The 24,990-nt window shown below is 56.4% G+C and carries 18 protein-coding genes and 1 tRNA gene; 11 read left to right on the plus strand and 8 right to left on the minus strand.

Annotation, left to right across the window (positions count from 1 at the left end):
* Positions 1 to 321: 321 nt before the first annotated feature.
* The 4 genes from RW023_RS05905 to RW023_RS05920 form a co-directional block, all read right to left on the minus strand.
* Positions 322 to 2,064, minus strand: a complete 1,743-nt coding sequence (locus RW023_RS05905; RefSeq protein WP_315580324.1) for a pyruvate dehydrogenase — start codon at positions 2,062 to 2,064, stop codon at positions 322 to 324.
* A gap of 179 nt (positions 2,065 to 2,243) precedes the next feature.
* A complete protein-coding gene (locus RW023_RS05910) occupies positions 2,244 to 5,279 on the minus strand; it encodes a hypothetical protein (RefSeq protein WP_315580325.1) in 3,036 nt (1,011 codons plus the stop codon).
* Positions 5,280 to 5,305: 26 nt separating this feature from the next.
* Entirely contained in the window at positions 5,306 to 7,099 is a 1,794-nt protein-coding gene (locus RW023_RS05915; RefSeq protein ID WP_315580326.1) for an HSP90 family protein, read from the minus strand.
* Entirely contained in the window at positions 7,100 to 8,068 is a 969-nt protein-coding gene (locus tag RW023_RS05920; RefSeq protein WP_315580327.1) for a DMT family transporter, read from the minus strand.
* Between the two features lie 102 nt (positions 8,069 to 8,170).
* Here RW023_RS05920 and RW023_RS05925 point away from each other — a divergent pair, with 102 nt between their 5' ends.
* From RW023_RS05925 to RW023_RS05940, 4 genes are all read left to right on the plus strand, one after another.
* Positions 8,171 to 8,608, plus strand: a complete 438-nt coding sequence (locus tag RW023_RS05925; protein ID WP_315580328.1) for an Ohr family peroxiredoxin — start codon at positions 8,171 to 8,173, stop codon at positions 8,606 to 8,608.
* Between the two features lie 298 nt (positions 8,609 to 8,906).
* Complete coding sequence (locus RW023_RS05930) at positions 8,907 to 9,131, plus strand: FeoA family protein (RefSeq protein WP_081581514.1); 225 nt, start codon at positions 8,907 to 8,909, stop codon at positions 9,129 to 9,131.
* Complete coding sequence (locus RW023_RS05935; RefSeq protein ID WP_315580329.1) at positions 9,128 to 11,158, plus strand: ferrous iron transporter B; 2,031 nt, start codon at positions 9,128 to 9,130, stop codon at positions 11,156 to 11,158. Before RW023_RS05930 ends, RW023_RS05935 begins: the two co-directional genes overlap by 4 nt.
* The gene (locus tag RW023_RS05940; protein WP_315580330.1) at positions 11,158 to 11,409 is read left to right on the plus strand and encodes a hypothetical protein; all 252 of its coding nucleotides are present in this window, start codon (positions 11,158 to 11,160) and stop codon (positions 11,407 to 11,409) included. Before RW023_RS05935 ends, RW023_RS05940 begins: the two co-directional genes overlap by 1 nt.
* A gap of 91 nt (positions 11,410 to 11,500) precedes the next feature.
* On the opposite strand, the gene RW023_RS05945 is transcribed toward RW023_RS05940, so the two are convergent.
* On the minus strand, positions 11,501 to 13,189 hold the full coding sequence (locus RW023_RS05945; RefSeq protein ID WP_315580331.1) for a formate--tetrahydrofolate ligase: 1,689 nt from the start codon (positions 13,187 to 13,189) through the stop codon (positions 11,501 to 11,503).
* Positions 13,190 to 13,304: 115 nt separating this feature from the next.
* On the opposite strand from RW023_RS05945, the gene RW023_RS05950 reads away from it, so the two are divergent.
* Both RW023_RS05950 and RW023_RS05955 read left to right on the plus strand, forming a co-directional pair.
* Complete coding sequence (locus tag RW023_RS05950) at positions 13,305 to 17,378, plus strand: prevent-host-death family protein (RefSeq protein WP_315580332.1); 4,074 nt, start codon at positions 13,305 to 13,307, stop codon at positions 17,376 to 17,378.
* A complete protein-coding gene (locus RW023_RS05955; RefSeq protein WP_315580333.1) occupies positions 17,375 to 17,677 on the plus strand; it encodes a hypothetical protein in 303 nt (100 codons plus the stop codon). The genes RW023_RS05950 and RW023_RS05955 overlap by 4 nt, the downstream gene beginning before the upstream one ends.
* A gap of 74 nt (positions 17,678 to 17,751) precedes the next feature.
* On the opposite strand, the gene mscL is transcribed toward RW023_RS05955, so the two are convergent.
* Positions 17,752 to 18,144: a large conductance mechanosensitive channel protein MscL gene (mscL, locus tag RW023_RS05960; RefSeq protein ID WP_315580334.1), complete on the minus strand. Its 393-nt coding sequence runs from the start codon at positions 18,142 to 18,144 to the stop codon at positions 17,752 to 17,754.
* Between the two features lie 182 nt (positions 18,145 to 18,326).
* Positions 18,327 to 18,944 (minus strand): 5-formyltetrahydrofolate cyclo-ligase, encoded by a 618-nt coding sequence (locus RW023_RS05965; protein ID WP_315580335.1) that lies wholly within the window; start codon positions 18,942 to 18,944, stop codon positions 18,327 to 18,329.
* A gap of 38 nt (positions 18,945 to 18,982) precedes the next feature.
* Here RW023_RS05965 and RW023_RS05970 point away from each other — a divergent pair, with 38 nt between their 5' ends.
* The 5 genes from RW023_RS05970 (at position 18,983) to RW023_RS05990 (ending at position 23,211) form a co-directional block, all read left to right on the plus strand.
* The gene (locus RW023_RS05970; RefSeq protein WP_315580336.1) at positions 18,983 to 19,942 is read left to right on the plus strand and encodes a UTP--glucose-1-phosphate uridylyltransferase; all 960 of its coding nucleotides are present in this window, start codon (positions 18,983 to 18,985) and stop codon (positions 19,940 to 19,942) included.
* Positions 19,942 to 21,171 (plus strand): gephyrin-like molybdotransferase Glp, encoded by a 1,230-nt coding sequence (gene glp, locus RW023_RS05975; RefSeq protein ID WP_315580337.1) that lies wholly within the window; start codon positions 19,942 to 19,944, stop codon positions 21,169 to 21,171. Before RW023_RS05970 ends, glp begins: the two co-directional genes overlap by 1 nt.
* Before the next feature lie 17 nt (positions 21,172 to 21,188).
* Positions 21,189 to 21,881: a GNAT family protein gene (locus RW023_RS05980; RefSeq protein WP_315580338.1), complete on the plus strand. Its 693-nt coding sequence runs from the start codon at positions 21,189 to 21,191 to the stop codon at positions 21,879 to 21,881.
* Between the two features lie 371 nt (positions 21,882 to 22,252).
* Positions 22,253 to 23,068 (plus strand): hypothetical protein, encoded by an 816-nt coding sequence (locus RW023_RS05985; RefSeq protein ID WP_315580339.1) that lies wholly within the window; start codon positions 22,253 to 22,255, stop codon positions 23,066 to 23,068.
* A 70-nt stretch (positions 23,069 to 23,138) separates the two neighbouring features.
* Positions 23,139 to 23,211: transfer RNA gene (locus RW023_RS05990), tRNA-Ala, on the plus strand.
* A 169-nt stretch (positions 23,212 to 23,380) separates the two neighbouring features.
* Here the strand turns inward: RW023_RS05990 and RW023_RS05995 are convergent.
* On the minus strand, positions 23,381 to 24,787 hold the full coding sequence (locus tag RW023_RS05995; protein WP_315580340.1) for an alanine/glycine:cation symporter family protein: 1,407 nt from the start codon (positions 24,785 to 24,787) through the stop codon (positions 23,381 to 23,383).
* Positions 24,788 to 24,990: the final 203 nt, after the last annotated feature.

Raw genomic sequence — 24,990 nt, forward strand, 5'->3', positions numbered from 1 at the left:
GGTGACACTTTCAGTTTAGGACGCGTTTGTCATAAAAAAGGAAATAACCAAATTTATTTACGAATCCATCTCGATTTGTCACAATCGCATGGCCATGCAAGAAAATAACGATTTTAGGAAGAATGAAAGCGATAGTTTTTTAGCTGCGGAGAAGCATGTTTATTGGTTGAAACTATTAACAATGCAGTCGAAGGCATTGTAGGACCTTTGTCCTAATTAACGAGGCTGCAGCAGGAGCGTGCAAAGAAGTACACACGACCCAGCCACGGCCTCGTCAAAGAGAAGAAGCGCTATGAGGAAACTAAGAAAGCTCCCTCAGACTTACAGGCGCGGAATGTTACGCATATTGGAAGTTGCCATTGCGACAGCTTCGCCAGCGCCGCGGTTGAGGACAATCTTGCTCATTGCGGTCGCGAAACCAATGACCTGTCCCGAACGGATCTCAGGCGGAAGTGAGAGCGCATTCGGATCGGTCATGACCTCGATTAAAGCGGGGCCGTTGTATGCAAAAGCCTCTTGGAGCGCGCCGCGCAGGCGACTGGGCTCGGTGACGCGCTCACCGTGGAAACCGATTGCGCTCGCGACTTCCGCGTAGTTCACGTCGTGGACATCGGTGCCGTAATCGGGCAGGCCGTTTACCAGCATCTCGAGTTTTACCATGCCCAGTGTCGAGTTGTTGAAGACAACAACCTTGATGGGCAGGTCGTACATGCGCGCGGTTACCAGCTCGCCAAGGAGCATGGAAAGGCCACCATCGCCAGAGACGGAAATGACCTGACGGTTCGGGAAAGCAACCTGCGCACCGATTGCGTGAGGAAGCGCATTGGCCATCGAGCCGTGTAAGAAAGAACCGATGAGGCGACGGGTGCCAAGCGGATCGATGTAGCGTGCGGTCCACACGTTGCACATGCCCGTGTCAGCCGTAAAGATTGCATCCTTTGACGCAACCTCATTGAGGATGTGAGCAGCGTACTCAGGGTGAATCGGTTTCATGTGCTCCGCATTGCGCGTGTAAGCGCCAACGGGGGAGTGCATGATCTTCGAGTGCTTCTTCACCTTGGCTTTAAGGAAAGCATCCGAACGATCGCGATCGAGCAGCGGCAAGAGCGCAGCGATCAAGGGCTTAACGTCGCTGTGGATCGGGAGTGAAATATCGGTACGGCGTCCCAGCTTTTCGGGATGGTTTTCGACTTGGACAGTAAAGGTGTCAGGCAGGAATTGATCGTAGGGGAAGTCGGTGCCGAGCATGATCAGAACATCGGCATCATTCATTCCCTCAGCTGCTGCGCCGTAGCCCAGCAGGCCGGTCATGCCCACATCGAAGGGGTTGTCGTACTGGATGAAGTCCTTGCCGCGTAGGGTGTGGCCGATGGGGGCCTTCAAAACGTCGGCAAGCTCGATGACCTCGTCATGAGCTCCCTCCACACCGGCACCAGCAAAGATTGCAACCTTCTTTGCATGATTGAGAACATCTGCGAGCTGGCGGACATCTTCCTCATTTGGGCTCAGTACTGGGCGCCGGGAAGGCACGTACTTCGGTGAAGGAGAAGTCGCCTTCAGGTCAGAGACATCACCGGGAAGGCTGATGACTGAAACGCCAGAAAGTTCAACAGCGTGACGGATTGCAGCGTTAACGACGCGCGGGGCCTGCTCGGCACTGGAAATCATCTCGTTGTAAACCGAGCACTCATTAAACAAGCGATCGGGGTGCGTCTCTTGGAAGTACATCTGACCAATCTGGACGCTGGGGATGTGCGAGGCGATTGCCAGAACGGGGGCAGCGGAGCGCTGTGCATCGTACAGCCCGTTGATTAAGTGAAGGTTGCCCGGTCCGCATGAGCCTGCGCATACTGCCAACTTTCCGGTCAGTTGTGCTTCAGCGGCTGCGGCGAAAGCAGCGGCCTCTTCATGGCGGACATGAACCCAATCGATTCCGCCCTTCTTGCTGCCTCCGGACTTGCGGATTGCGTCGACAACGGGGTTGAGCGAGTCTCCAACAATGCCATAGACGCGGTGGACACCTGCGTCGATCAGTTGGGAGACAAGCTGCTCTGCAACGTTCATAGTCGCTCCTTGGTCTTTGTGTGAGCATTCCGTGAAGTGTGGGCGTCCAGCCCAAATAAACACGAACTGCTCCGAACAAAACCAGCGTACAACGACTAAAGTCCTAGTACTTCGCGGGAGTGAGGCAAAGAACGAAGCTGCGGGTTGTCAGCGCTTCCTAAATCGTTAAGGTTTTCTGCTTATGCCTCGCCTTGGCCGCCGAGTTCCTTCTCGATCTCGCGGGCAAGAGTGCGGAGCTTTCCAGAGTGAAGGGAAGTGGTCTTAATGGTTTCCTTCACTTCGATCAGCAGATTGTGAAGCGCGTCAGTATCACCAAGCTCGGAATAGCACTGAGAGAGGGCAGCCAGCGGGAAGACATAGTTTTCGGCATCCTTGATCTCTTTTTGGAGAGTGAAAGCTTCTTGAAGAAGTGGAATTGCCGGATAGTGATCATGGGATGTCATGTACACCCATCCCTTAATGTAGGTAATTCCGGCACGGAGGAAGGTCATCTCCTGAGGATCTATTTCCTCTGTCATGGAATCAAGCCATGTTGCCCCGGTATCCACAGCCTGAAGGGCGCGTTCTTTATCGGCTTCCGACACCTTTCCCGTTGGGGTGTCGACATAAGCCTTTGCGGCCATTCGAGTCAGAGCGATGACATCGTGAGGGGCCTTGAATGCTTTCGCGATCTCAAGAGCTTGCTCAACTGCTGTTAGTAGCTTGGTGCGATCGTGCAGTCGCTGTGCGGCATCGTTGGCCAGCGATCCCGCGCGCGAGGCAGCGCGCAGGTTACCGCTTGCGACCAGTGGGTCAATGGCCTCCATTGCGGTTTCGTAGGCTTCTTCGTCTTGATCGATGGACAGGTAGTAGCTTGCCAGGGTCAGACGAATGAGCGCTGTTAGAAGCCGCGCGAAGGAGGAGTCGCCTGCCCGCGAAATGGTTTGCTCAAGGAGCTCAATTGCTTCTTCGATGCGATGTACGCCTTCGAATGCATCCGAGATGATTGTCGCGGCAGACAAGCCCAAGGAACGCAGCGGGGTGCGCGTGATAATTTCACTCAGGCGCAGGGCTTGAGAGACAGCCTCGGCTGATTCGTAGGCTTTGATGCTGGCAGTACAGATAATCAATCGGGCAAAGAAAGCCGTGTAGGGGTCGCAGTGCGTCTCTAAACGTAGAGCCTGGTCAGCCAGCTGAGCAGCTCGGCGGTAGTCGCCAATTTCAAGGTAAAGCTGTGCGCCTTCAAGGCTAAGAGTGCGCGTGAATGCTGCTTCGTTGGTACCGGTGTGTAGGCAAGCGGGTTTGAGAGATTCGATCGTGTCAAGGACATTGAGCGCTCGCTCTGATTTCTCTGAATCAAGGAAGATTTCGCCACAGGTACATAGGCAATCAATAATTGCTGCAATATCCTCGGCCTTCGTTGCACCTCGGTTCAGCGTTGACGTCATGGAGGCAATTTGAGAGACGAAAGTGTCGCAAAGCGCCACTGCGTCCTTTTGAAGGTCGCTCGGAGCGTCCACACCGAGCCATGAGTAGCGATCGAGCTCGCAGGAGTACCGGAGTAATTCCAGCTGCGTGGTATTCAGGTCCTTACGACCGATAGATGCTTGGGACCGCCCGAAAATCCTCGTGAAGAAACCGGGTGTGACTAGGGGAGTATCTTCGGTCATTGAATGAATAACTGGCGCTACTCGTTCATAGACAGACTGAAACTTCTCGTGCTCTTTACGCAAAGACAGAAGAGTTTTTGAAAAACTTGCAAAGGAAAGAGCGGCTTGAGGATCGCTTTCGTCAAAGTGCAGCTCATCGACATCCAAGGTGTTAACAAGGCACCAATCCGTCAGAAGATTAGTCTCAACGTTGTAGCCGATGATATCTGTCTGTGCAGCGTAGCGATCGAAAGCCTCTTGCATCGAGGTCGGTAAAGGAGGCAGTGAATAGTCGATGGGCGGATAGGGGTTTGACTGGTCAATGGTCTCGGCCTGTGCGCGAGCACTGCGGGATGATACCCGCTGCGCGGGCAACTCTTCACCCTCGATAGTTGACAGAGGCTCGGGCATGGTCTCGCGCTCACCGACCAGCTCCAACTGCCACTCGCCCTGCGCGCGTGTTTCTGCCTGTTCGTCGACTGGTCCAGCCTCAAGGATCTCACGCACTAAGCGGGTGTAGTAGTCGTTTCCGTTGCGCTGATCAAAGAGGGAGGCGACATCCAATGCCCATTGCGAGAGCTTTTCGGCGGCCTCGGAAAGCGGAGTATTGACATCGAGCTGTGGTCCCTGGCACCACTGCGACTGGCCGGTACACAGGGCCCCAAAAGGTTCATTGCCGTGACCGCGTCGTGTGGCCTCGATGGCCGTCAGCCCAGCAGCCGGAAGATAACCGGCAAGAAGTGAGGCACTTTCAAGAGAAGAGGTCATGCCGATACAGTCTCGCAGGATCTCTAACGCGCGTTGCCAACGTCCTGAGCGCACGAGGTATTCGAGATGCAACCCGATGTAATCGATGCTGTTGGCAACGCCGCGGTGGTGGCGGTAGGAGCGAATATGCGCCTCCCAAGCGGCCTCGGGACGCCCCGACATTAACAGCGGGACCATTGCTTTGGCACGGATTCCGTGGGGTTGAGCTCCGCAGGCACCCTCCTCGTCGAAAAGCGGCATCGCGGTGGAAACTGCTCGTTCCCAATCCTTGTGAGCGACGGCCTCGTTAATCTGCTTCATGGGGTCGCAGCCTTCGCAATCGCTAATCTGATCGCTCGGCGTAGAACGCCACAAGGTCAGTGCTTCACGTGCCTCGTCTAGGCGCCCGGTACGCAAACCGATCATGGCACGCACCCCGTGAACTGCATGCATGGAAAAGCCTTGGCCGGATACGAAGGTCGCAAGCGAGGTGATCAGTTCATCAATTTGGTCAATTGAGACCGCAGGGTTTCGACCTGCAGCGGCCACCGCACTTTTGAAAAGCCACGCGAGTTCTTCGGTCTGTTCGGGAGTAAAGTCCGCTGAGTTCTTTTCAAAGCGGCTCAGAAGGAGTGAGACCGGAGCCAGAGCCTTCCATTCTTCGTTGCCCTGCTGATAGGACAAGGTCAGAGCGAGGTAGGCATCGATCTGTAATTCAGCCTCGCCCTCGAGTGCGTCTGCCCAGACAACCGCCTGTGCGACTTGGCTACTACGCGCCGGTCCCCACGGAAGCTGGGAGGTGTAGTCGAGGAGTTCGCGTACGTCTTCAGCGTTTGGCATGGGAGATCCTTCCGAGCGTTGGAGAGTCAGTTATCGGTCGTGCCGAGTGCAGAATCGAGTAGTGAGCCGAGAAGCTGTGCCGCCCAAGCCCTTTCTTTGGGTCCCAAAGTTTGGCGTCCCGCCAAGAGGCTTTGGACGTAGAGCCCGCGCAGGACACTGACGGCGGTTTGTGGGGAACGGCTTGCCACGATCAATCGTGTCACCAATGAATTCGAACGATTCAGTACCAGTCTGGGCGGCTTGGAATTTGCGAAGGGATCGGTAACCCCCATGATTCCCGCCCACAGTTTCGAGGCCTGAGCCTGGGAATTACGCTGAACGTGGCGTTCCGCGAAGTCTGGGTCAGGCAGGTAGAGTGCCGGCAGAGTGATTGGAGTAAAGCGGCGCAGTACGACTTCGCAATCAGAGGGGTCAATCGCCTCGGCCGCGAGCAGCATCAGGTCCATGGCCTCTGCCTGCTCCGACAAACTGCATTCTTCGAAGGCGTCAAGCAGCTCCGAGGGGTCGACCAGTTGGAGTTTCTGCGCCATGGTCGAGTAACGCGGATCCGTCATCAGCGCATTGATGAGCTCTTCGTCGTAGGCATAGCCCGCATTCATCAGGACTATGGATTGTGAGGCGGCGACATCGGCTAAGGCTCGGTACTGATCAACGGTGCGCGTGTAGCGGATTGTCTCCTCAGAAGAGAGGAGCGTCAGTATGGGAGCGGCTCCGACCGTGCTTTCCATGGGAACATAGCGCGCGGTGAGGTCAAGCATGTAAGGGTCACGCATAGCGACAGCGCGCAGCCCCATCGCATGGGTGGAAATGAACTCGTTAAAACGCGAAGGTGAGTGTTCGGCCATCTCCTCGAGCCAGGCGCGAATCTCACTACCAATAGCCTCGCGAGTATTTTCTAAGAGCTCGTCATCGCTGAGCTGCTCGCGGGAAGCGGTCAAGCGCAAGTAATTTGCATTCCCAATGAAACGAACGAAATACGCCCACTGTGGAACGATTCCTTCGCAGGTCCGCGACACCAGCATCTTCTTTGCATATACCGTGTGGTTGGAGCTGGAGAGCGTATTCGGGCGCTGCGAAACAACCGCGATGCCTTTGACTCCGGCGGCGGGAACATCGATGGGGATAATGTCCATCCCTGAGGAGGAAAGATGCTCGTCGCACCACTGCTGTTGTTGTGAAGGCTCCAGTTCCCATACCGGTGTTTCATTTCCGTGGAAAGTCGAAGCAGAGTCGGAACGCACTTCAATCGAAATCGGAAGTAGCGAAGCGAATTCATCGACCAAGGCGCGAACGGTATCAGGATCGATCCAAGGCTCGCCGGGGTGGGCCTCGAGAACCACTTCGGTACCGGCTTCACCCAGGTTGTGGGGATCCGAGGCCGAGAGGGGCTGTGTGGTGTAGGTGCCTTCCGTCTTTCCTTCCCAGATTACGGTGGGGGAGTTAGGGGACTTAGCCGAACGCGAGTAAACGGTGATTGAGTCGGAAATCATGAAGCACGAGAGCATGCCGATCCCGAACTGGCCCAGAAAGTCACTGCGAGCCATTCCCAATTCATCACGTTTTGATGAGGCGCCAATAGTCGAGAGCAATCCCGCAGCTTCCTCTTCCGTAAGTCCGATTCCGCTATCGCGGCATTTCAGGGTGCGTCCCTCAATTGTGATGGTGACGCGGCGCGGGCAGTCAGGGTCCAGTGCGCTACGGGCCTCAATAGCGTCGAGGCCATTTTGGAGGAGTTCGCGAATGTATACGCGCGGACCGGAATACAAATTTCGGGACAGAAGGTCAACCATCCCCCTGAGGTCCACTTGGAATGTTGACATTCACTTCCTCTCTGATGTGGCCTTTTCATCGCTCGTTCTGCTAGAAGAACGACGGTCCAGTCGCTTTGCGGAAATAAGATCCTTGAGACTGACAATAATAACGCCTGCCAGAATTAAAGCCATGCCCGCGATATCGACAAGCGTGAAATGGGTTCCAACGAGAAGGAAAGAAAAGAAAGTCGCGGAAATTGGCTGAAGGCAGGAAATGAGGCTTGCGCGTATGGGACCAATATCGCCGACTCCTTGCAAGAACAGCGTGAATGCGAAGGTCGTGCCAATTAAGACCAGTCCGGCCATGGCCATCACCGACATGAAATCCCACTTAATGGAGTAGGACCAGACGCGAACAACAAGCCCTAAAATGATTCCGCCAATGATGAAGCCATAAGCAACGACCAGTTCGCTGCCGTAGTGGCGGATGAGTTTGACGGGGATCAACGTGTAGAGAGCGAAACCGATCGCGCTGGCAAGACCCCAGTACAAGGCGTCGGTAGAAATAGCCAGAGAGTCAATCTTCCCGTGGGTTGCCAGAACAAAGGTTCCTAGTAAGGCAAAAGCAATGGCAAAGAGTTCGGTGTATTTCGGAAGACGGCGTGCGGTGATACAGACGAAAACGACAATCAGGATGGGGCCGAGGAATTCAATAACCGTTGCCGTTCCCGCATTGGAATAGCCGATCGCGACCACGTAGGTCAATTGACTGCCTGCAAGTCCGAAAACCGAATAAATAACCATCGGCAGGTAGGAACGCCGGTTTCGCAGGAGGCTTCTGTGTAAGGCGGAGAAGCCTCGGTCTTTAAAGAGAAGGAAGCCCATCGTAGTCGGTGCAGCAAGGAGCATTCGCATAGCGGTGAGCCAATAGGGGTTCGCGTCATATTCCTTCATCAGGAATTCACTACAGACTCCCGAGAAGCCCCAGGCAATTGAGGCGAGGATCGTCATGAGATATCCACGAGTGCGCGTATTCATGGTCTTCCTTGGCGGTGGTACTCGACGCGCTCCACTCTATTCTTTTTCCTCCTACGGCTTAAATATAGTGCGCTATTCGGACAAAAACGACACAATGGCCGCATGAGCAATACACCATCGAAAATTGTGTACACCGCCCGCGCTGAGGTGACGGGTGGCCGTTCTGGTCAGGCCCACTCTTTTGATCCTGATCTCACCCTAGATATGCGTATGCCACCGGCTCTTGGCGGACCCGGTGGTGGTGCAAATCCTGAAGCTCTCTTTGCTATGGGATATGGTGCGTGCTTCCAAGGAGCTCTGGGTTTGGCCGCAAAGGAAGCGGGAGTTGATGTTTCCGATTCGAAGGTCGCCGTGAGCGTCGGAATCGGTCCCGAAGGCGAATCCTTCGGCATTGCTGTTGATATCCGCGTTCTGATTCCAGGTCTTGAGCTTTCTCAGGCGCAGGCATTGGCTGAGCGTACTCACCAGCTCTGCCCCTATTCGAAGGCGGTCGCTGGGAACGTTCCCGTTTCGGTTCTGGCAGTAACGGATCTGTCCTAAAACTATTTCGTGCTTGTGGGGGTAAGCGCACATGGTCCTTGCCCCCACGGCATGTTCTCTGCACGTTCGATAATGTCCTTCACTTCCTGGACGGTGCTCATCATCGATCCCTTCTGAAAGCAAGCAGGAAATTAGATGAGATGATCATAAAGCCGCTGTGATGGAGAAGATAAAAGCGCAGTTCAGGGAGTGGTTATGAAGCGTTTCTGCAGAGTTTAAGTGTGCAATAGGCGCGCAATTTCTACATGAGGGACGAAGGTGTCACTTGCGTGGATAATGCTTGCCTAACCTTGGTGATATGCAACTATCACAATTTCCACTACGGACTCGGGCTCGCCTTGGAAACATGGAGGTTTCCCCAGAACACCGACTCCGTCTGTATGAACTCGGAGTTCGCCCGGGAAGCGAATTCTTTATTGTGAACAAGGCCGCTTTCGGAGGCCTCGTCGTTAATATCGCCGGTGCGCGCGTTGCCGTTGACCGCCGTAGTGCTCGGGCAATCGAAGTGGAGGAAATCGCATGAGCTGCCCACACTGCTCTCCTAAATCAGACGTCGCTGTGTTGGACACTCCGACCTCAAGTGGTGGGGAAACAACGATCGTCCTAGTCGGAAATCCGAACGTTGGAAAATCGACCCTTTTCAACGCAATTACCGGTGCGCGTCAGCACGTCGTTAATGCTCCCGGCACCACGGTTGAAATGAAGCGCGGTACTTGGCGTGCACTGGGGGCAAATCTTGTTGATCTTCCCGGAACTTATTCCTTGATCGCATCTTCTCCCGACGAGCAAGTTGTGAGTGACACTCTTTCTGGTACCGAGGGCTCATTCACCGACCCTAGGACCGGGCGGAAAGTTGATCTGGCTATTGTCCTTTTGGACGCCAGCGCGATGACGCGTTCGCTATACCTCTTGGGACAGGTCGCACAAGCTGGCCACCCCGTCGTCGCGGTCGCCACCATGGTTGACGTTTCTGAGAAGGACGGCCAGAAATACCCGGTCGATAAACTTGCCGATGAGTTGGGAATCCCGGTTCTTGCCGTAGACCCGCGCCACTACGACAATCCCGACCTTTTAGAAGGAATTGTCCGTCACGCGCTCGAACACCACACGCGTCCGAAGGGGCTTCCCGTCAACGCGGCTGATGGAAGTTGCACCTGCGGATGCGGCGGGCTGACCCAAGCAGATGAGCTCTTCGCCTGGGTTGATCGCGTCGAAACCGCAGTAGTCGGAAAAGTCGAAGGCGACCCTGTACTCTCGACCTCTGACAAGATCGACCGAGTCCTGCTCAACCCCTGGTTGGGAATCCCGATCTTCTTCGTCCTCATGTGGTTCCTTTTCAAAATCGCAGGCGAATGGGTCAGCCCGGTCCAGGACTTCTTCGACCACATCTTCTCCTCAACGGATGAAGGCTTCCCCTCTCTAGCGAATGGAATTACCTACCTCCTCACGCTCGGTGGACTTCAAGACGGTTGGCTTCACAGCTTCCTCATTGGTGGTCTGTGCACCGGTTTGGGTGTGGTTTCTTCCTTCATTCCCCTGATGTTCATCATCTTCTTGATGATTTCCATCCTGGAAGACTCCGGTTACATGGCACGCGCGGCCTTCCTTGGCGACCGCGTTATGCGTGCGATCGGCCTAGATGGCCGCGTGATCTTGCCGCTCATCATGGGATTTGGCTGCAATCTGCCGTCACTGGCGGCTACGCGTACGCTTCCCAACACCGCCCAGCGAATCGTCACGACCATCATTACGCCCTACACCTCGTGTGCAGCGCGATTGACCATCTACCTGATGATCGCCAGGATCTTCTTCCCCGATAACGCTGGAACAGTGATCTTCTCTCTCTATGTTCTCTCGCTCATCATGGTGATCTTGGGTGCGCTTGTTCTCAAGCCCTTCTTCACGAAGAAGACCACGGACTCTCCACTATTCCTCGTGCTTCCCGCGTACCAGGTTCCGCGTGTTTTCGTGATTGTGCGGACTACATGGCTGCGTGCATGGGCCTTCGTGAAGGGCGCCGGCAAGATTATCTTGGCGATGACCTTCGTCGTGTGGCTCATGGGTGCAATTCCCATGGCGGGGAACTACTCTTTCGCGGATTCCGAACTGCCCATGGAAGATTCTCTCTACGGACGTACCGCCCAGGTGCTTGAGCCTGTCTTCAAGCCTGCTGGTTTTGGTGAATGGCACATGACCGGTGCTCTCATGACCGGCTTCGTTGCGAAGGAAACGGTGATCTCGTCGATCGTCACTTCCTACAACATGGATCCCGAAACGGAAGGTGGAGATGCCGAGGACGGTGGCGATGATCTTGGTTCGCTGCCCCAGCTGGTCACTGAGTCCTTCCAAAAGTCTGCAGGAGATGCGGCACCCATTGGCGCCTTTGCATTCTTGGTCTTTGTGCTGACCTACACGCCGTGCATGGCAACGGTCGCTGAACAAGTCCGCCAGATCGGCGGAAAGCTCACGGCTGCCGCTGTTGCAGTCCAACTCTGCACCGCTTGGCTGCTGGCTGTGGGCGTCTTCCAGATCGGACGGTTACTTTTCTGATGGCTTCTACGCAGTTTGTGTCTCCCGTCCAGCGTCTCAGAGAGGCGCTGGCGCGGGGGTGCACCCTGGAAGCTGCAGCAGCACAGGCGCAGGTGTCGAAGGCCTTCGCCGCTGTCGTTATTGAGGACATGCAGCGCCGAGGCCAAGCAACCAGCGCGCAGTCGCTGTGTGCTTCGGGCTTGGGTGCATGCCACGGGAATAAGGCACCCGAGGTGATGCTTCACTGTTCGGGATGTCCTCTGGTCATCTAGTACCCACCTGAGCTCAATCATCAAGAAGGCTCCCTGTTGACCTGCATGAAGCAGTGATCGACAGGGAGCCTTTTGCGCAGCTGCGTGAGGCTTACTTCACCCCGGTGATTTCACCGTCAGTGGTCAGTCCAATTCGTTCTGCTGCGGGGTGAGCCGACAAACCGGGCATCGTTGAGAGCGTTCCCGAAATTGCGTAGACGTAGCCGGCCCCAGCCGCAAGACGGACTTCACGGATGGGAAGCGTCCACCCGGTAGGAGCGCCCTTTGCTTGTGGATCGGCGCTCAGTGACATCGGAGTCTTCGCAACGACGACCTTCAGGCGTCCATAACCCGCCTCTTGATATTCCTTGAGGCGCTTAGCTGCTGCAGGGGCGTAATCAACACCCGCAGCACCGTACATCGCAGCAACCTTCGCGATCTTTTCCTTCAAGGAATCCTCGTCCTCATAGAGGGGGTGGATTGCGGAAGGATCGGATTCTTCACAGGCTGCTTGGACTTCGCGCGCCAAGGCACGCGCGCCTTCGCCGCCCTCAACGACACCGAGGGAGCGCGCAACGCGCACCCCGGCCTCGGCGCAGATCGCCTCGATCTCAGCGAGCTCGGCCTCGTGATCGGTGGGGAAGACATTGATCGCAACCACGGGGTTCAGGCCAAAACCGCGGACAATCTCGATGTGCTTGAGAAGGTTTGCGCTACCCGTGCGAATCTCTTCGACGTTTTCCTCGGTCATAGCATCGGGCAGAGGTTTGCCCGGAGCAAGCTTGTAATGACCCGAGTGGGACTTGAGTGCGCGAACCGTCGTGACGACCACCGCGCAATCGGGACGCAAGCCGCCCACGGGGCACTTGATATCGAAGAAACGCTCGGCGCCCATATCTGCGCCGAAACCGGCCTCGGTCACCACGTAATCACTGTGCTGGCCAGCAAGGCGATCCGCGATCACCGAGGAACATCCCGTTGCAATATTGCCGAAGGGGCCGGTGTGAACCAGGACCGGGCTGCCCTCAGTTGTGCGCAAAAGGTTCGGACAGAGTGCATCGCGAAGGAGCGCGGCCATTGCTCCTGCAGCCTTGAGGTCCTCGGCGGTGACATATTCGCCGGCCTCATTTTGACCGATCACAATACGACCCAAACGCTCGCGGAGATCGGCGTAAGAGGTGGCCAGGGACATGATGACCATGACCTCGCTGGCGGCGGTGATATCAAAGGATGACTGACGAGTCACGCCATCAATTGCACCCCCCAAACCCGTGACGACGTGGCGCAAAGAGCGGTCATTAACGTCCAGCACACGAGGCCACGTGATGGAGCGTTCCTTGATGTGGAGCTCATTTCCCTGATGCAGGTGGTTATCGATCATTGCGGACAGCAGGTTGTGTGCAGCTGTGATCGCGTGGAAATCGCCGGTCAGGTGCAGATTCATCTTCTCGAATGGAAGGACCTGGCTCTTGCCATTGCCGGCCGCACCGCCTTTGACACCGAAAGTCGGGCCCATTGAGGGCTGGCGAATTGTCAAAGTGGCGCTAGCACCTTCAAGTGCCAACCCCTGAACGAGGCCGATAGCAGTCGTCGTTTTTCCCTCGCCGAAAGGTGTGGGGGAAGTTGCCGTCACAACGACGTAGCGGGCTCGTTGGGGAGCGGAAGTGTCGACAGCTGCCAGATCAATCTTTGCCAGATCAAATCCGTAGGGGAGAAGGTGCTCACTGGAAATACCAGCGCGTTCGGCCAATTCGACCAGCGGTCCCAGCTTGGACGCAAAATCAGTTGCAACAGTGCTCATGGGGATAGCTTAAGTCACTGCGGGCAGCCGGACTCGGTAGCCCGAGTGCTGGGAAAATCTTGCCTTACGGCGTTCCCTCTCGTGGCAAAGGAGTCATTTCCATTACGGTGGTTTTGTGGCCGTTAATTTCTTTTCTCGATCGACGCAAGATTCCTCACGGGAACCGGTAGATGCCGTTCCCGAAACGCCGAGCGCGCCCAGCGACCATGTTGTCCAAGAATGGCGTGCGCAACTGCGCCTATTGACTTCGCAGGAAGGTGGGAACTCTTTCCCAAGCCTGACCGTTTCTGAGGCACACCCGGGAGGATTGGCGCAGCTTTATGCCGGACGACCCACGAAATTGTCCAGCCTGATCCGTGAAAGTGTGGCCCATAAGCGTGCTCTTGAGCGCGCACGTTCCCTGATTTCTTTCGCCCACGAAATGACAATGCGTCACGGTGTTGCCCCTGTGCACATTGCCATCGGTCACGCGCAGTGGGGCAGTGGTGATGCCAGGCAAAGCGCCCCCGTTTTCCTTCGCCCGCTGCGTCTTGCCGTTGAAGGTGATGATGTTGTTATCACCTTGCGTCACGGGATGGAACTGTCCCCCGCATTCGAAGATGCACTCGCGGAAAAGAATGTCCGCATCGATATGGACGAGGTTGCGCACCTGTCCACTCAGACCCACGGTTTCTCGGCTTCGGTTGTCTTGGACCACGCGCGTCAAGCTGCCTCGGTTCTGGACAACTTCGATGTGCGCGAAGAACTGACCATCGGTATTTTTGAGCACCCAGCTGCCCTTCTACTTCGCGAACTCGATCGTCCCGCTCACTTGATGAAGAACCGTATTATCCGCGCTCTTGCTGGGGATGCAGCGGCCAGAAGCGCGATTTCTGCTCCTCTTCCCCAGTCCAATCCCAATGACCGTGACCCCGATGAGGAACGCGGTGCAGGGGATCTGACCCCGCGTCAACAAGATGTTGTTGAGGCCGTTGCAGAGGGCCATTCCTTCATCGTTGATACGCCTTCTGGTGCCGATGATGCTTCCCTTATCTCTGCGATTATTGCCGATAGTGCCGCGAATGGACGCACACTGGTTCATATTGCAGGTTCGCCCTCGCGCGCCCTTGCGGTTTACGGGCGTCTTCGTGAGCTCGGTATCGATGATGCCGCGGTACGTATTGACGGCTCGAATGCGACCGATGCACTACTGGGCGAGAAGCTTCTTCACGCGGCTGAAGACACGAACTTGGTTGAAGATACGGCCGAAGTTGCGCAGATGCGTGCGCGTTTGCGGACCATCCGTCAAACTTTGTCTTCTTACACCACCTATTTGCACCGTCCCTTTAAGAATTTCGGTGTGAGTGCTTTCAATGCGCTTCAGGTTCTGACTGATCTGACGGCAACAAAGCCCGCTCCTCGAACTCGTGTACGCCTTGGCGAGGATATTCTCCTTGAGATCGCTTCCGACCAGGGAGTGCGTGCCCGCGAACTTCTTCACGAGGCCTCGGCCCTAGGAGTTTTCTCGCGCCAAGCACAGGTAGGTCCCTGGAAGGGGATCGTCATTGGTTCTCAAGAGCAGGTTCCTGATGTTCTTGAGCGAGTCGATCGTCTGGCAAAGGAAACGCTTCCGCAATTGCGAGTCATCATGGCCTCGGTTGCGGGAGAAAGTGGGATCACTTCCGCTGTCGATATGCGTCAGTGGTACGCACAGCTGTCGATGTTCGAGGGTGTTCGTGAGGTTCTGGATATCTTCCAGCCTCGAGTCTTTGAGCGCTCTGCAGCCGATATGGTGATTGCGACGGCCTCGAAAAAGTGGCGTCAAGAACACGGTATTTCGATGTCGCGTTCTCAGCGAGTCCGTTTGGTTAAACAAGCGCAGGACATGCTCCGCCCGGGCACCCATGTCAATGATCTTCACCGTGCTCTGCTGACCGTCCAGGAACGACGTGATGTGTGGCGTCAGCATTGCGATTCCGATGGCTGGCCGACACTGCCATCGAATCTGACGCAGGCTGTGGAACTGACTCAGGATGTTGCGGAAGATCTTGAGCATCTGACGCCCATGTTTGCGACGGCTCACGGTGATCTTGAGGCGATGCCAATTGCCGAATTGGCGAAGCTGTGCGAGAGGCTCAGCGGCGATCCCGAAGGTGGTTACGAACTTCCTCGTCGCGTTGCGGTCTTGAAGGCTCTGTCCGAGCTTGGTCTTGAACCGCTGACACGGGATCTTCGTCAGCGTCATGTCGCTGACGACCAACTGGATGCCGAACTCGACCTAGCATGGTGGGCATCGATCTTGGGCTTGATGCTGGCAACCGATTCGCGCTTGGGTGGGTTTGATCCTGCAGCTTTGGAGCAAACCCTGATCGAGGGCCGAGATTTGGATCGCCGTCAGGTCGCATCTTTGGTCCCGCAGGTCATTTCACGTCTGCATCGGGTACGTGCGCAGGCTTTGGCCGATGATCCGCAAGCGTTGCGTGCTCTTGAATTGGCCGTCCAAGACCAGCATCCGCTGACGTCTTTGTACGCGCAATTCTCCTTGTCGTGGAAGCTTATTCCCGCGATTTTGACGGTTCCGACGCTAGTTCCCCAGATTCTGCCTGAGCAGCAACAGGTCGATGTCGTAATTTTGGACGGCATCGATGAGCTGCCCATTGCAGAATTGGTCCCGATTATTTCGCGAGCATCGCAGATAGTGGTTTTTGCTGATCTTGCACAGGAACACAGTGAGGATGCCGTCGACGCGCTAGCCGAGGTTCTTCCGCAGGTGCGTATGGATGTTCGCCCCACGCGCTTGAACGATCAGATGGCATTGCTTCTTGCCCGATACCGCGTTGACCACACGGGTGTTCCGGTTCCCTGGACTTCTGCCAGTGCTCCGGTGACCGCGGTGTGGACCGAGGGCACGGGAATGCCGACTCCGGGAAGTGAAGCCGTTGAGTCGACCTCTGTGGAAGTTGATGCTGTTGTCGAGGCTGTTCTTGAGCACGCGACGACAGCCCCTGATCGTTCCCTTGCTGTCATTGCGTTGAATTCACAGCACGCTGAGCGAATCCGCGCCCAACTGACACGCACGATCGGCGCCGAGCCGGGCCTGGCCTCGTTCTTTGATCCCGCGCGTGTAGAGCCTTTCGTGGTCGTTGACCCCGATGGCGCACGAGGCCTAGGCCGCGACCACGTCATTATTTCGGTTGGTTTTGCGAAGACACCTCACGGTCGCGTGATCCATCACTTTGGTGTTTTCTCTTCCCCCGCGGGTGCAGGAGCAATGGCCGATGTCTTGCGTTCGGTGCGTGGAGATCTGACCGTTGTCTCTTCGATTCGCCCCGAAGAGATTGATGCTTCGCGTCTGTCTCAACGTGGTGCACTCATGCTGGTCGACCTGCTTGAGATTGCTCAAGGACAGTCGGGCGTGGGTATTGATGCCTGGCCGACCCTGGAGATCGAGCCGGATCGTTTGCTCATCGACCTAGCAGATCGTCTGTACGGCTTGGGGCTTGAGGTTGTTGCAAATATCGGTATTCCCGGTGGTTTGCGGATTCCCCTTGCGATCGGACACCCCGAGGTTCCGGGACGTCTGCTCCTCGCGGTACTTACCGATGATGATGAGTATGTTGCTCAGCCTTCATTGCGTGTGCGCGATCGCCTGTGGCCTTCGATGCTTGAGGAGCAGGGATGGAAGGTGCATATCGCATTGTCGATGGCGGTTTTCATTGATCCCGCAAAGGAAACGGATCGCATTGTCCAGCTGGTGCTGGATGCAGTTGATGAGATCAACGGTCCCGCTGTTCCCGTGATGGAGCTTCCTGAGAATCCGGATGCTGAGTTTGGCGTAGCTGAAGAAGATGCTTTCGTTTCTGTTTCCGCCGAGGCGTCGCATGGGGATCAGGAAGATGACGAGGCCTCGCAGGCTCGTCAGCGCCGTGATGAGTTGGTTGAGGATGCTCGCGAGAACGAGGCCGAGGCTGAGTCTGAAAACGATGTTGATAGCGCGCGTGGAGAGCGGCCCGCGATCGCGCGCGGATTGCCTCTGGCTGCCTATAGCGATGATCAATTGGATGAGGTCGCACTGTGGGTGGCATCCGATGGTGTTGAACGCAGCGAAGAAGAGGCCGTTGACGAGCTCTGGCGCGCACTTGGATTGACTCGTCGTGGCGCCCAGACCGATGCAGTCTTGCGTCATGTGATTCGTAGGAATAGTAAGTGAGTGACGCCTCTGAGGTGACGCATTCGCACCTTCATGCGTCGGATTTAGTCAGTGGAGATAGGCCCGCAGGAGCCGAAAAACATGCGATGCGCACACGGAAGCGCAGGCGTGTGCTTTTCGTCAACGAGGTCGATGAAAAGCTGATTTCGCGAGGGATCCCTAGCTCACTGGAGGATCGAGTTTCCGACCAAGAACGCCAGGATGCTCTTGATAAGGTTCATATAGTTGGCGAGGCGGATCAGTCGAATACTGCCCGCCTCGCCGCTAACGTCCCTCCGCACTCCCAAGCGCGGATCTAGTTGGCGCAGAATGACATAGAAAAAACGGTGGCGGCAAGCGTGATGCTTGCCGCCACCTTATATACGAATCAGATTCAGTTGTTGCTCTGAGCCTTGAGCAGGTCGCGGATCTCAGAGAGCAGCTGGACGTCCTCGGAAACCGCGGGAGCTTCCTCGGCCTCTTCCTTCTTGCGGCGAGCGTTCAGAGCGTTCATCGGCATGACCACGAAGATGTACAGGGCGAATGCAACGATCAGGAAGTTCACGAGTGCGGTGATGATTGCACCGGGCTGAACGGTTGCGGTACCAACGGTGAACTCGAGGAAGCTGTCGAAGTTCGGCTTGCCGACCAGACCACCGATGAGGGGGTTGAGGAACTTCTCAACCAGAGCGGTGACTACTGCGGTGAAGGCGGCGCCGATCACCATACCGACGGCAAGATCAACAGCGTTTCCGCGGGAAATGAATTCTTTGAAGCCCTTGAGCATGGAAAACTCCTTGAGTTGTTGATAGTCAGCTCTGAGTCCAGTTAGGAATCACCGAACTCGCACGTGTTGCGTGACGCGTATGCGTCAACCAAGGAGAAAGCCTATCGGCTACACCAGTGCCTTGGGAAGCTCAAAATACGCAGTCTTCCTCACATATTGCGCCCAGCCTGTGCAGGAGCTATTCACTTGATTCCCAGTTTAATGAAGCGCGTTGGAGTAATGACTCCGTCTACGGCAATATCGTGATCCTCATGGGGGAGCAATTCTTTTCCTCGATACTCCCAATCAAAAATGCAAGCAATGACAGGGGCCGCCGCTTCCTTATAAAGCAGTGCACGGTCGTACCAGCCGCCGCCCTGGCCAAGGCGAGTGCCGGCCTCGTCGACTGCAAGCCCGGCGATCAGGACAACCGAGGCCGCCTCAAGAGCCGGGGCTTCGCGGATGGGGGCGCGGCTTTGGGCAGGGAAGCGCGGGTTGGGGCGAGTGAGCTCGTCGCCTCGAGAATGAAGAGCCCAGCGGGGTTCGCGCAACAGCGTGCCGTCCTCGTGTGCAAGAACAGGAAGTAAAACGGGGTCAAAACTGGCCAGGATTCCCGAAATATCCGGTTCCTTTTCCATTGGATAAAAAGCCGCAAGTGGATGCTCGCGGCTGGGAGTGACTCCAAAAGCATCGAGCGCTTGACGGAAATTCGCGGTCAAAGCGTCACGCTCGCCCTGTACCTTGCCCTGGCCTCGGGAATCCCAATACTGGTTCCTGCGCGCACGAATTTCAGCGCGAAGTGAGTTTTTATGCATGGTCATTTCGCTCCCATGCCCCTTCCTCGACTACTCTGGTGACTATGACAGATCGAAATGTACCTGTGCGTCACGCGGTTGTTCCGGCCGCCGGGCGCGGCACGCGTTTCCTGCCAATCACAAAGTCTGTGCCCAAGGAAATGCTGCCTGTTGTTGACCGTCCTTCAATCGAATATATCGCTCGAGAGGCAACGGATGCCGGTATCGACGATATGCTCTTCGTGACTCGAACCGGCAAGGAATCCATCGAAGCCTACTTCGATGCCGATCCCGGTCTTGAAAATGAGCTCGAGAAGGCAGGCAAGGACGAGCTTCTTGCTCTCTCCCGTGAATACCTCAAGCTTGCGCGCATGCACTCCGTGCGTCAGGGACACCCGCTGGGTCTGGGACATGCTGTTTTGCAGGCCCGTCAGCACGTCGGTAATGCTCCCTTTGCTGTGATGCTTCCCGATGACCTCATGCACCCGAACTCCACGCTGCTCAAGCACATGATTGATGTGCGCCATGCCCTTGGCGGTTCGGTTGTTGCCCTTTTGCGTGTGACTCCTGAACAGGCGACTGCCTACGCGTCGACTTCGGTCACTCCTCTGGAGATCCCCGAAGGTGTTTCCCTCGAGGATGGCGATCTGATGCGTATTGATCGCGTTGTTGAAAAGCCTCCGCTTGAAGAGGTCATGAGTGAGTACGCGGTTGTTGGTCGCTACGTCTTCGACCCCGCGATCTTCGAAGAGCTCACTCGAATCGAGCCCGGTCGTGGTGGCGAATACCAGCTCACTGATGGTTTCGCTCGCCTGATCGATCGTGATCCCGAGGACGGCGGCGGCCTGTACGGCGTCGTTGTCAATGACCGACGTTTCGACACCGGTGACAAGCTCGGCTACCTCGAGGCCAATATTGCCTTGGCTTTGGAAGACCCGAAGCTCGGTCCGAAGTTGGCGGAGTTCTTGGTGAACGAGGCCGGTACCCAGCTGAAAAGCCGTCTGGCGGAAGTTCTAGGTCTGTAATGCGCTCGGTCGCTGATTTCTATCAAGACTGCATTTCTGCCGTCGGGCAGCAGCCCCCTCTGGATGTTCAGCTTCCAGACGCCGTGAGCTGCGTCTTGGCAGAGGACGTTGAGGCTCCCTTCAACCTGCCGGTTGCTGATTTGGCTGCGTGCGATGGTTACGCGGTTGCTGCAGCTGACCTTGAAGGTGCGCGCCCGGATGCCCCTGTTGTCCTGCCCGTTACGGAAGAGATCCGCGCAGGGGATATTCACCCGGCTGCCCTGATCCGAGGCCGCGCGATCCGTATCGCGTCTGGCGCTCCTATGCCTCAGGGCGCGGATGCAGTTCTTGCTCTGGAATTCAGCGACCATGGCATTTCTAAGGTTTCCGCGAAGACTCAGCCTGCGGTGGGGGAGAACATCCGCCGTAAGGCCGAGGACGTGGAAGAAGGAACCGTTGTTCTTCGAGCGGGGACCCGTGTGGGCGCCCGTCAAGTGGCTCTGCTCGCCGGCGTTGGCCGTTCCCGCGTTCTCGTTCACCCGCGTCCCCGCGTGGTGATTTTGTCCATCGGTGATGAGATCGTTGAGCCCGGCCGTGAAGCGCGCCCAGGAACGGTCTTCGATGCCAACGGCCACGCACTTTCGACGGCTATCACTGATGCGGGTGCGCAGACTTTCCGCGTGTCTGCTGTTCCTGATGAACGGTCTGTTCTTCGTGAAACTATTGAAGATCAGTTGGTTCGTGCTGATTTGATCTTGACGACGGGTGGTATCTCTTACGGAAGTGGCGATACAGTCCGAGAGGTCTTGTCGGCACTTGGTACGGTTCGCTTCGATTCGGTTGCTGCATGGCCTGGGCACATCCTCGGTGTTGGTACCGTTGGTGGAGATGACCAAGGGCGTGCGGGGACGCCTATTTTCTGCCTTCCCGGGGATCCGGTTTCCGCCCAAGTCTGCTTCGAGGTCTATGTGCGTCCCGCGCTGCGCCACATGCAGGGCTGGACTGTGCTCAATCGTCCCAGCGTTCAAGCTCGAGTAGACCGCTCGTGGTATTCGCCTCGTGGACGCCGTGAATTCGTGCGCGTGCGCCTGGTGGGAGACCCCCACAGTGGCTATCAAGCGAAGGTGATGGGAGCTCCCGCCTCGTTGCTTCTTTCGGCTCTGGCTGAATCGAATGCGCTTGCGGTGGTCCCCGAAGACGTGACGAATGTGCGCGTGGGGGACACCCTGCGCTGCATGGTTTTAGACTGATTGGGTACCTATTCGGAATGGGACTGCGCGAGCTTTTTGCACCCGCTGCGGTGTGGGGGCGTGATCCGTCCTTCTTCAGTGTGCGTATTGAGGATCCAGTTTCGGAAGGTTTCATTCGCGCGTCGTCCTCTGTGCCTCCTGAGGTCATGACAATTCGCCCCCTTCTGGGGCGCGACCATCTGCGTATTGATTCGCTGCGACGTGCGAACTCCGCTTGGCTGAATCCGTGGGATGCAACTTTGCCTGCGGGAGCAGTGGAAGAACTTCCTACCCTGTGGGAGTACATGCGTCGCGCAGACCGTGATCAACGTGAGGGGCGCTCTTTAATATTGATGCCTGAATTTGATGGGAAGCCCGTTGGGCAATTCACCCTTTCGCAGGTGCAATGGGGTGCAATGAGTCAAGGAATCCTTGGCTATTGGGTCGCCCAAGAGGCTGCTCATATGGGTGTGGCTTCTTTGGTTGTCGCCTACATGATGGACCTGGTCATTGGTGAACTCGGCTTGCATCGAATTGAAGTTAATGTTCGGCCAGAAAACGAGCGCTCTTTGGGTCTTTGCCGCAAGCTTGGTCTCCGCGAGGAAGGCTACCGTGAGCGCTATATGAACATCGCTGGAGCGTGGGCCGACCACGTGAGTTTTGCGATGGACGCAGAGTCTCTTCCTCAAGGTGGCATGATCGCCTCCTTGTACGGTCAAAGCTTGCGCTAGTTTTCCTTCTGTTCGTGTTGTCAATGGTGCGCATGTGACAACTGTGATTCATGTGAATGTACTGCGGTATTTTTCTTCCAACGATCACAGACACGCGCCCGCTATAGATCTCTGTCACGGTGCTGAGGTTTTAGCGTTAGAGGGTGGTATACGGAGGAGTTTTGGTTGCAGTGGCGGTCATCGTCACCCTTGCCACCCTCCCGTACCTTATTGCTCGTCGAAGCGCGATGATGCAATCTCGAGAGAACGATCGGTTTTCTCCCAGCTTGCGTCTCGTTGAATCGGCTAGCGTCGTACCCGTCGACGAATGCGCTGACAACTCGCCCGCGCTACTCAACGGCACCCGTCCCGTGCAACGAAGGAGCTCTCCAGTGGTACACAATGCTCCGGTCCTGACCGCAGAGGCCGCCCGCGCTCGCAGTCGCGGAGTGCGTGAGATTTCTGCACTGCGCGCCCGTCGCGCCGCCCGTTTGAGTGCCGAGGCCGCCGCTGCCCGCCGACGTGTGCTGCTCGTGGCAGTGGCTGCCCTTGCAACCCTGATCCTTGCTGGTTGTGCCGCAGCGACCTCGCTGTCATGGATGTGGCCGCTTCTTCCCTTTGTCGTGGGTGCGGCAACTCTTGTCTTCTCGCGCGCGTGTGCGATTCGTTCCCAGCGCATTGGGGAAGAGGAAGTCGCACAGCTTCATAGGCTTCGCGACCAGCTCTCCCGGTCATCAGCATCCGCGAAGGCATCGACTGAAGTGACCACGGTCGAAGCTGAAACTGTTCGCTCCTCTCTTTCTGATGCCTCGGAAGAGGGTGTGGAAGGCGAAAGTCAGTGCGCGGACCAGGTTACGGACGCGTCCGAGGAACTCGCTGAAGATCTTCAAGATCAAGCGCAGGATGCTGTCGAGCAGACTGTCGCCTCGGTTATCGAGGAAGAGATCCCCGCACCAGTGGAACGTCGCACTTGGACTCCTGCTGCCATCCCGGCGCCGACCTACGCAATGCGCGCACGACTGAGCGGACGTATCGTGCACCCCGATACCGATATTCGCGGAATCCCCAGGGTGGATGCGCGTATTCCTGCTCGCCCGATCGCCGTTGGCCCAGTGCCAAAGGATGCGCGTTCGACCGAGGAAGTTGTCGCCTACGAAGCAGTTGTCTTGGATGTCGAGGCCGCGCTGGATTCGCGTATCGCTCAGTAGTTTGGCGTACGGAGCCTACTGGGCTCCGTTTGGCCAAACGGACTTCTGCCGCTATGATGGTGAGGTCCTTGGGGCTATGGCGCAGTTGGTAGCGCGTCTCGTTCGCAATGAGAAGGTCGGGGGTTCGAATCCCCCTAGCTCCACAACTTGGGTCGGGCTGATTGCCCGGCCCTTTGTGTATCTCCTGTTCTTTTGGGTATAGAAATTCCCGGTCACCTCAGTGAGGTGGCCGGGATTCCTATTTTGAGAACTTTGTCGAGGGAATAAGGCCTGGGGGCGGTGTTAGGGCCTGCCCCCAGACCTCACACCTAGCTAGTCCTGCCAGTAATCCAACTTCTGGGTGATGCCGATCGAAGAAGCCTTGAAGGTCGGGTTAAGTCCCGCCTTGCGCTGCTTCTGGTAATCAAGGGCGCATCGGATTGCCTTGTTGCCCAAGACGATGATCACGGGCAGGTTGATCAAGGCCATGAGACCCATCAGGATGTCGCCGATGTTCCATGCGACCGAGAACTCCAGCAGTGCACCTGCAAAGACCAGCAGCGAAGCGACGGCGCGGAAGATTGTTAATACCCAGTGCGGAGTGGGCTTATCGCCGAAGAGGAAGCGCAGGTTCACCTCGGCGTAGTAGAAGTTGCCAACCAAGGTGGTGAAGCCGAAGAGCAGTAGGGCAAAGCTGGTGAAGGGGCCTGCGAAAGAACCGATGGTCGAGGCCATTGCGTTCTGAACCAGGGGGGCACCGGTCACGTCGCCGTTAAGTTCAATGTTGGAGGAGAGGATCACGAAGGCGGTGATTGTGCAGATGATCATTGTGTCGATAAAGACAGAGAGCATCTGAACCAGGCCCTGCTTGGCGGGGTGGGACACCGAGGCAGAAGCAGCGGCGTTGGGAGCGGAACCGACACCGGCCTCGTTCGAGTAAAGGCCACGCTTAATGCCGTACATGACTGCCGATCCTGCGAAGCCGGAGAAGATTGCCTTGAAGTCGAAAGCGCCTGCAAAGATCGATTCGAGCATCGAGGGGATGTTCTGCCAATTGATCAGCACAACAATGATTCCGACGCCCAAGTAAATGATTGCCATTACCGGGACAAGGAAGGAAGTGATGTCGGAGAGGCGTCGGGTTCCGCCGAAGATTGAACCTGCCATCGCGATAGCAAGCAGGCCGCCAATAATGTACGGAGTGTAGCTGGCGTGGTACCAGCTGTATGTGCTGAATGCCTGGTTCACGTTGAACGAGGCGAGCAGATTAAAGCCGCCCATGTAGGTGACGATCAAAGCAATTGCGAAGACGACTGCCAACCATCCCTTGCCCAAGCCGTCCTTGATGTAGTACGCGGGACCGCCGAAGGAGTGGCCGTGGGGGGAGCGACGCTTATAGATCTGAGCGAGAGTTGATTCGATGAAAGCCGACGCCGAGCCAACGGTCGCGATAACCCACATCCAAAAGACTGCTCCAGCGCCGCCCAGTGCGATAGCTGTCGCGACACCGGCAATATTGCCAACGCCCACGCGCGAGGCTGTGGAGATCATTAGTGCGCGGAATGAGGAGAAGTCGCTATCTTTCTCGGGTTTTTCCATAACGACACGAATTGACTCCCGGAACATGCGAAGTGGAAGTGCCTTCGTTCGGATAAAGAAGTACAAGCCAGTACCGATCAGAAGAATGATCAGAATGTAGCTGTACAAGGCAGTAGAGATTGCATCCAAGATGCTTGCCATGAGAGCTCCTCAGTCGAAATGGTCAGTAAAACCGCAGATTCTCGCCGATTGCGAGGTGCCGATAGGCGCTGCGAAAACGTTGAGATAAGCGTATAGCAACGGTAAAGAATTGGCAATATCCATAAAAATATAGGGCCTGAAACGGTAATGTGTGCTGGTTCACGTGGTTTTGGTTTGACGTGGTGGGGGTTGGGTGTGTAGAT

Origin of the sequence: uncultured Actinomyces sp. (genome assembly GCF_963542285.1) — a bacterium.
In the GTDB taxonomy this organism is placed as follows: domain Bacteria; phylum Actinomycetota; class Actinomycetes; order Actinomycetales; family Actinomycetaceae; genus Pauljensenia.